This window comes from Fibrobacter sp. UWB16 (genome assembly GCF_900215325.1).
Lineage (GTDB): Bacteria > Fibrobacterota > Fibrobacteria > Fibrobacterales > Fibrobacteraceae > Fibrobacter.
In genome coordinates this window covers 557242-564288 of sequence record NZ_OCMS01000003.1, presented here as the reverse complement: position 1 = coordinate 564288, position 7047 = coordinate 557242, and the positions used below count along the sequence as shown (strand labels likewise).

The 7047-nt window shown below is 50.3% G+C and carries 5 protein-coding genes, 1 tRNA gene and 1 rRNA gene; all 7 read right to left on the bottom strand.

The window, feature by feature from the left end:
• A 16S ribosomal RNA gene (locus CRN95_RS12175) occupies window positions 1–62 on the bottom strand; the annotation flags it as partial.
• A gap of 551 nt (window positions 63–613) precedes the next feature.
• On the bottom strand, window positions 614–2035 hold the full coding sequence (locus tag CRN95_RS12165) for a glycosyl hydrolase family 5 (RefSeq protein WP_235003030.1): 1422 nt from the start codon (window positions 2033–2035) through the stop codon (window positions 614–616).
• Window positions 2036–2205: 170 nt separating this feature from the next.
• A complete protein-coding gene (locus CRN95_RS12160; RefSeq protein WP_097021053.1) occupies window positions 2206–3936 on the bottom strand; it encodes an alpha-1,4-glucan--maltose-1-phosphate maltosyltransferase in 1731 nt (576 codons plus the stop codon).
• 20 nt (window positions 3937–3956) lie between these two features.
• Window positions 3957–5231, bottom strand: coding sequence for a carbohydrate binding domain-containing protein (locus CRN95_RS12155; RefSeq protein WP_235003029.1), 1275 nt, complete (start codon window positions 5229–5231; stop codon window positions 3957–3959).
• Window positions 5228–6073: a TIGR02147 family protein gene (locus CRN95_RS12150; RefSeq protein WP_097021052.1), complete on the bottom strand. Its 846-nt coding sequence runs from the start codon at window positions 6071–6073 to the stop codon at window positions 5228–5230. Before CRN95_RS12150 ends, CRN95_RS12155 begins: the two co-directional genes overlap by 4 nt.
• A gap of 207 nt (window positions 6074–6280) precedes the next feature.
• Window positions 6281–6862: a GNAT family N-acetyltransferase gene (locus tag CRN95_RS12145; protein ID WP_097021051.1), complete on the bottom strand. Its 582-nt coding sequence runs from the start codon at window positions 6860–6862 to the stop codon at window positions 6281–6283.
• A 57-nt stretch (window positions 6863–6919) separates the two neighbouring features.
• Window positions 6920–7003, bottom strand: a tRNA-Leu gene (locus CRN95_RS12140).
• Window positions 7004–7047 lie beyond the last annotated feature (44 nt).

Here is a 7047-nt window from a genome sequence, read left to right as displayed (position 1 = left end):
ACTTGCATGTATAAGACACGCCACCAGCGTTCGTTCTGAGCCAGGATCAAACTCTTCATTGATTTTTAAAATAGTCTGTCCTGTTTTTCGTAAATGGCGATACTTAAAGTATCGCTTAAATCTTCGGCTCGGTCATGCCCAAGCAAGCTTGGTCGCGACTCTCGCCTCTTGATTAATTGACTTCCAAGAAATTTTCTTGGGCCGTCACTAAGCACATCTCCAATTCCTTCAATCTTCCCGAAAGTCTCGCGGGCTTTCGCTTTTTCCTTCGTTCTCGGCTTTCGTTTCTTCGTTTCGGCCTCGTCTCTCAGGAACGGCGCCAATTATAGAATTTTCACGAACATTTGCAAGGGGTAATTGTGAAAAAAATTCACTTTTTTTCACTTTTTTCGATAAAAACGGGTTGTATTCCGTCGGCACTACACATTATTCACATTCTGTAAACAGAAATCTTTTTGGCCGGGGCGACACCGAGGTGAAATGTTATTGGATCCTTCGGGGAGAACCCCTCAGGATGACGTATTGCAACGTCACTTCGGCAGGCTCAGTCACCTTGCAACGCATAAAAAAACTCCTCGCGGAGTGCGAGGAGTCTCAAATCTATTCGATTACTTTATTTAACATCGCAGCCGGCGCTCGGATTTTGCCAGCCGTTTTCCGGAGGAGCCTCGCCCGCCTTCCAGCAATGGAGCGTGTCAAGCACATCGCCTTCCTTGTAAGTGGACCAGTCCGTCACCTTCTTGATGTTGGTTTGCGTAGTGGTGTTGAATCGGCTCATGTAATGGTCGATCAAGTACTGTGGGCACTCCACTTCTTCGATGTAGTAGGTCGGATTGTCTGCAGCCTTGTACCAGTCGGCAAACCAATGGCAACCGCGCAACAGGTTCGGAAGGCCTGCGTCGCCGAAGGCCGCGTCGCACATATCCTTGATGCAAGTCTGGTACGCGGCGAGAGTAGCATCGTAACCGAGCTTGTTCTGGCATTCGGTCAAGAATCCGCCAAAGCCTGCGCCCCAGTTGAAGTCGCGGCCTTTGTTTACCTGAACAGTAAGAGCGTCAAAGGCGCCCACGCCACCGCCCGGCACCATCAAGTCGAACTGGCCTGCAGGTAAATTAGCATTACCGCCCGCCACATCGTTACCGATGTTGGAGGCCATCACAATCATGTGCTTGCCCTTGAGCGCCTTGTGGGTTTCCCTTGGCGGGTTGTTTTCCATCTCGTTCGCGAAGTGGCCATCGTACTGCAAGTGATAGCACTTGCCGCACTTGCTATCGGCAGTGCCCGCAACGTACGCATAAGAAAGCGTGTCGTTCACGGCAATAGGCGCCATGTCCGTGCAGGTGAACACGCCCTTTTCCTTTTCGTCGCCGCAAGCGCTCCTGGTCCCGTTGTAACCGAACCAGGACTTCGAAACATCACCCAAGGTAAAGGTGGGGACTTCGACATCGCGAATGTTGCAGTTACGCGCAGTGCCATAGTCGGCAATGTAGGCCGCATCGGAAGACGTGTCTGCACGAGTCACATCGTTAGCGTTTTCCCTAAGCCAAGAGCAATGCGGCTTGCAAGCGTCCCAATAGCGGGTATTCCAACCGCGCTTTGCCGTAGCGCTAATGTCCTTGGTGTATTCGGCCGGAGGCGGGCCGTAAGATTCAAGAGTCGGGAATCCATCTGCACCTAATTCTGGTTCAGCACTGCTAGAGCTTTCAACGGCTGACGAATTCGGAGTGGCGCTAGATGTCGGATTGACAGAAGAGCTCGACTGAGACGGCCCATCATTGCTAGAACTCGTCGCCGAATTAGGCGGTACAACCACAGAAGAACTCGAGTTAGAGGCACTGGCCCCCGGCACAACAGAAGAGCTGGATCCCAAATCGCTATTCCCATCTACACTAGAGCTGCTTTCAACAAGCCAATCAACACTCGATGAAGATGCCGCAACAGACGGAGTAAGCGGAGACGGAGAATCATCAGAGCAGGCATTAAACATTGCACAAGCGCCCGCAGCCAATATCGAACTCAATAAAATTTTTTTCATAATCATCCTTTAAATACCTCGTCTAAAATTAGATTTAATCCTCTAAAAAAGACACAAAAAAAGCTTTTAAAAAGAGTTTTTGTGAGCAATCTAAAAAAACGCCCGGGAGCGGCGGCTTCCGGGGCGTTTCCAATTGCGATTGTGGCGTTTAGTTCGCGATTCGCAAGTTTTTAGATTTTCTTCACCACGAACATGTGACCAGGAGCCTTTGCAGGGTCAAGCTTCACATAGTTCTTGTTGCCACGCCATACATAGCTTTCACCAGTCACAATGTCCTTCAAGAAGAAGAACGAATCGTTCTGGAGGCCAAGCTTAGCCATGTCGAGCTCAACAATACCTTCCTGCACGTGGTCCATGTCCATATTGCACACGCAGAGAATCACGTCATCACCAGACTTCTTGGAGTAAACCATGAGCTGGTCGTTCTGAGCGTAATGGAAATCGAGGTTATCGTATTCCTGCAAGGCGACATGTTCCTGACGGGCGACATTCAAACGGCGAACAAAGTCTTGAATGCCCGGGCCAGACCAGTTATGTACTTTGTACTGATACTTTTCGCTATCGGCAAGTTCTTCCTTGATCGGGCTCGGGATGTTTTCGCAGAGTTCGTATCCATTGTACATACCCGTAAGGCTCGAAAGCGTCGCGGCCAAGAAATAGCGCTGCTTAAAGGCGTTTGCACCTTTGTATGCAAGATACTTCGGGAAGATATCCGGTGTTGTCGGGAAGAAGATACCACGCATGTATTCCTTAGCGTCGGACTGCGTGAGTTCCTTCAAGTACTGTTCGAATTCCCACTTTGCAGAGCGCCATGCGAAATACGTGTAGCTCATGTCAAAGCCGGACTTTGCAAGGCGGTGCATCATCTTCGGACGCGTGAAAGCTTCGGCGAGGAACACGAGTTCCGGGCGCTTTTCCTTCACGTCGGCGATGAGCCATTCCCAGAACGGGAACGGCTTGGTGTGCGGGTTATCGATACGGAAAATTTCAACACCCTTGTCGGCCCAGAACAAAATAATATTCTCGATTTCCTTCCAAAGAGCCTTGTAGTTTTCGTTGTAGTAATCGAACGGATAAATGTCTTCGTACTTCTTGGGCGGGTTTTCGGCGAACTTGATGCTGCCATCCGGTTCGTGATAGAACCATTCCGGGTGAGACTTCACATACGGATGATCCGGGCTGCAGTTGAGCGCGATATCGAGCGCAAGGCGAAGTCCCTTGGCACGAGCGGCCTTTGCAAAATGTTCGAAGTCCTTCATGGTCCCGAGTTCCGGGTCCACATCGTAATGACCGCCGTTCTTGTTACCGACAGCATACGGGCATCCCGGTTCAAGCGGATTGCCCTTCTTGTCGACCTTGGCGTGGAGCGCGTTGTTTGCGCCCTTGCGGTTCGTGACACCAATCGGGTGGATCGGAACAAGGTAAACCGTATCGAAGCCAAGCCCTGCAATGTAGTCGAGCTGCTTTTCACAATCCTTCCACGTTGCACTCTTGTTCGGGTCAGTACCCTGGCTCTTCGGCCACATTTCGTACCACGTACCCACGCGGCTGTAGACCGGGTCCACACGGAGCTTCATCACCGGGCTTTCTGTCGGAACATCCTTCGGTTCCTTGGTCCATGCGCAAATTTTGTATTCGTAATAGCCGATGTTACCGACCGTGAAGGAGCCTTCCCACAGGTCATTGTCGACAAAGTGCATCGGAGCCTGTTCCCACTTTTTCTTGGAAACGTGGCGGTAAAAAATCGCAGCATCGTACTTTTCGTGACTATGGCGGAAGATGTCTGCCTGGAGGGTCACAGTATCACCGGGTTCACGCTTGAGCATGAAGCGGCCGCCCTCGATGCTCGGGCGGATATTTTCAATAACGAGATTTTCTTTTAGAGTTGGAATAGTAGCCATAATGACTAGAATTTAGCAAACTACTTAATTCTAATCAACTGCACGTCCTTAATCCAGAACGTCCTTTCGGCCTTGCCCAGATTCAAGTCCAGACGGGCATACGGGTCCGTTTCATCGGGCGAGAATTCTATTTCAAAAGATTTGCCTGAAGTCGAAACCTTTACGTGTTCCTGGAAGCCGTTGGTCACGTTGTAGTAAGTGGACTTTCCTAAACGAGCGGTAATTTCGCCTTCGACATCAGACCAGATGGTGAAAATAAACTTGTATGTAGCGCCGGCCACCACAGGAATATTTTCGTGCAACAGCTGCACGCTGTACGAATAGTCTCCACCTCGTGTAACACGGACACGCATCACCTTGGAATTCTTTTCTTTAACGACAGCCGTATCAGCAACACCATTGAACTGCGTATGGAACACCCAGTCTGCACCGCCTTCGTCAAAGTTGCCGTTTGTGATAAAATTGCTGTTCCGTTTTCCACTAATTTCGCTCCACACGTCGTCCACGTAATCACTATGGTTTTTGCCTTGATCATCCGTGTACTTGTAGCGCAGAGCCTGGAAACTCGGCAAGAAACGTTCGTTCAGCGATTCCCAAAGTTCCGTATTTTCCGTCTTGCTAAAGCGAATAACGCCATCGTCACCGACCTTAGCCGAACCAAGGTCAAGCCCACCGACAAAGCGGCGCACGCGGAATATTACAGACAAATTCACAGAAGATTCCTGAATTTCGGTCTGAGACGAATGGTAGAACAGGTCAAAGCCCTGAATGCGGTTCAATTCGTAGACAAAAGGAATTTCCTTGCCATCCTGGCGGATTCGCCCATAGATAGAATTGACTCCATCTTTACGGTTCACTTCGAAACCGACACGGATTTCCTTCAAAATGCCGTTATGTTTCAAGTTGATGTGTTCAAATGCATCCTTGACAATTTCGCCTTCCGTAAACGAAATCGGAAGTACCGCAGCCGGATCTTCTTCGTACGGCCAAAGCTGGAGACCGCCATCCTGATCGTCCGTAATGACCATCGTATAGTAGCTACTGTAAGAATAGACATTCATCAAAGACAAACGGAACGTATCGATAACGACCTTTTCGTCTTTGGATGCCGCCTTGGCAAGAGCGACAGGCTTTGCGTCTGAATAGTCGATGGAGAAATCAGCGGTAAGCCCGATGTTCTGTGCAATCTCCGGATTTCCAATTTCAATACCGGCCGTAGTGTCGGATTCAGAACATCCGATTGCCCACAATGCCACAAGCATGCAACCGATTATTGAACTCAAAGAACGCATCATACTCCTCGGGTTAGAGGGTACAGCTGGATATTGATTTGCACAACATCCTCACCTTCCCCAGCCTTTGCTGAGAAATCTAGTAGTTCTTTGCGCATGAGTTGCAAATGTTTTTTCAAATTGGGGAAATCTTCGCGTTTTATGCTAAAAGTTAGGGCAGAAATGTCCCTTTGCGGGCCCGGAAGCGCCGAAAGCATGTCCGCCGAGAGCTTGAGCATCTGCAGATGGTACATCTTGACCATCATGTCCTGGACTTCGTCGTCGGTAGTAATCAGGGGATCGCGCTGGCGGTAACCGTTCGCGGTCTTTACCAGAAGTCCCAGTTCCACGAGAAGTTTAAGAGATTCCGTCACCTGGGCAGGCGTAATGAGACCGCCGAGGCGTTTGGAAATCCAGTCGGGAATCGGGCGAAAATCCTTGAGCGCCACCATCTCGAGAATCGCAGAGTGGTGCCATTCGCGAAAAATACGGAACTGAGCCGCATCCATCTTGTGCAGTTTGGAGCGCGGGCTCGCCTTCAAAAGCTGGGCGTAATAAACCTGCTTATCCGCATCCGTCTGAGCCTGATTGAAGAAAACAAGACTTTCGAAATACGCAGCACGCTGGCCATCCAAGCCGAGGCCGTGGATGAGCTTTACCACCGTGTTCTTTGTAATATTTCGCTTTCCGTCAATCGTGAGCTTGAGATGGGCGTGGCTCGAAAGCCCGGCCTTCTCCGCGAAGAAACGGAGGCTAAAAGCCGGAACCGTCTTCTTCTTGAACTCATAATAGTCCCGCAAATACACACGGTAGTTCGTGTATTGCAGAACATCAGGTTCAACTATGCGATTTTCTCCTGTTTCCATATTCTAAAAATAGAAGTCTTCCGCTACAAAATCAAAGAATAAAAAGCTTTTATCGTTTACCCAAGTAACCATGTCAGACGAGAGACGGGAGGGGCAGGCTTTCCCCTGATTGCAGCCCCGGCTCGCCGGGTCTTCCATCACCCCTTCGAGCGGGGTTCCACCCCGCAACGCCCCGAACGCTACAAGAGCAACAAACGCCGTGAATGCTTAACAAAAGTCTCTAGCGAGGAGCGAAAAGCGGATATGGTCTTCAAAATGCCCGTGGAGGAGTTCGTACTCGCGGCAAACACCTTCTTCCTGGAATCCGGCACGGCGGGCGACCGCAACACTCTTTAGATTGTTGACCGAAGATGTAAGTTCAAGGCGGTTCAGCCCCATCGCAAAAGATTCGCCCGCCACGAGCAAAAGCGCCTCAGTCGCGAGGCCACGACCGCAAAAGTCTTGACCGAGCCAATAGCTCACGGTCGCCGAGCGATTTTTCCACTGCACCCAGCCAAGCATAATGCAGCCTGCGATTTTTTGCGAAGATTTCTCGAAAATGCCCCAGCAGGCGCCATTAGCCATCTGCGCCTGCAAGTTCCAGGCATCCATTTTCGCAGAAACATCTTCGGGAGTTAGGCATTCCTCAACAGGCCACGGCAAGTGATCCGACAAGAACTCACGAGAGCCTTCGATCAGCTCGAACAGTGGCTGCACGTCCGCCTCGCCAAGCGGGCGCAACACGACACACTCGCCATCAACCTCTTGCAGCGAGAATTCGCAAAGTTCATCATCTAAAAAATCACTCATATCCAACTCAACGATAGCAAAACGAAAATCCCGATAGCGAACTACCGGGTTTTTCAGTGCGGATGAAAGGACTTGAACCTTCATGCCCTTGCGAGCACTAGAACCTGAATCTAGCGTGTCTACCAGTTCCACCACATCCGCGTGGTGCACCAAATTTTGAAAAAAAACACCCTTTTGTCAAGGGG

What these genes read in the sequence shown, in the direction of transcription:
- CRN95_RS12165 (WP_235003030.1), bottom strand. Translation starts at nt 2,035, where the DNA reads ATGAAAAAAATTTTATTGAGTTCGATATTGGCTGCGGGCGCTTGTGCA.
- CRN95_RS12160 (WP_097021053.1), bottom strand. Translation starts at nt 3,936, where the DNA reads ATGGCTACTATTCCAACTCTAAAAGAAAATCTCGTTATTGAAAATATC.
- CRN95_RS12155 (WP_235003029.1), bottom strand. Translation starts at nt 5,231, where the DNA reads ATGATGCGTTCTTTGAGTTCAATAATCGGTTGCATGCTTGTGGCATTG.
- CRN95_RS12150 (WP_097021052.1), bottom strand. Translation starts at nt 6,073, where the DNA reads ATGGAAACAGGAGAAAATCGCATAGTTGAACCTGATGTTCTGCAATAC.
- CRN95_RS12145 (WP_097021051.1), bottom strand. Translation starts at nt 6,862, where the DNA reads ATGAGTGATTTTTTAGATGATGAACTTTGCGAATTCTCGCTGCAAGAG.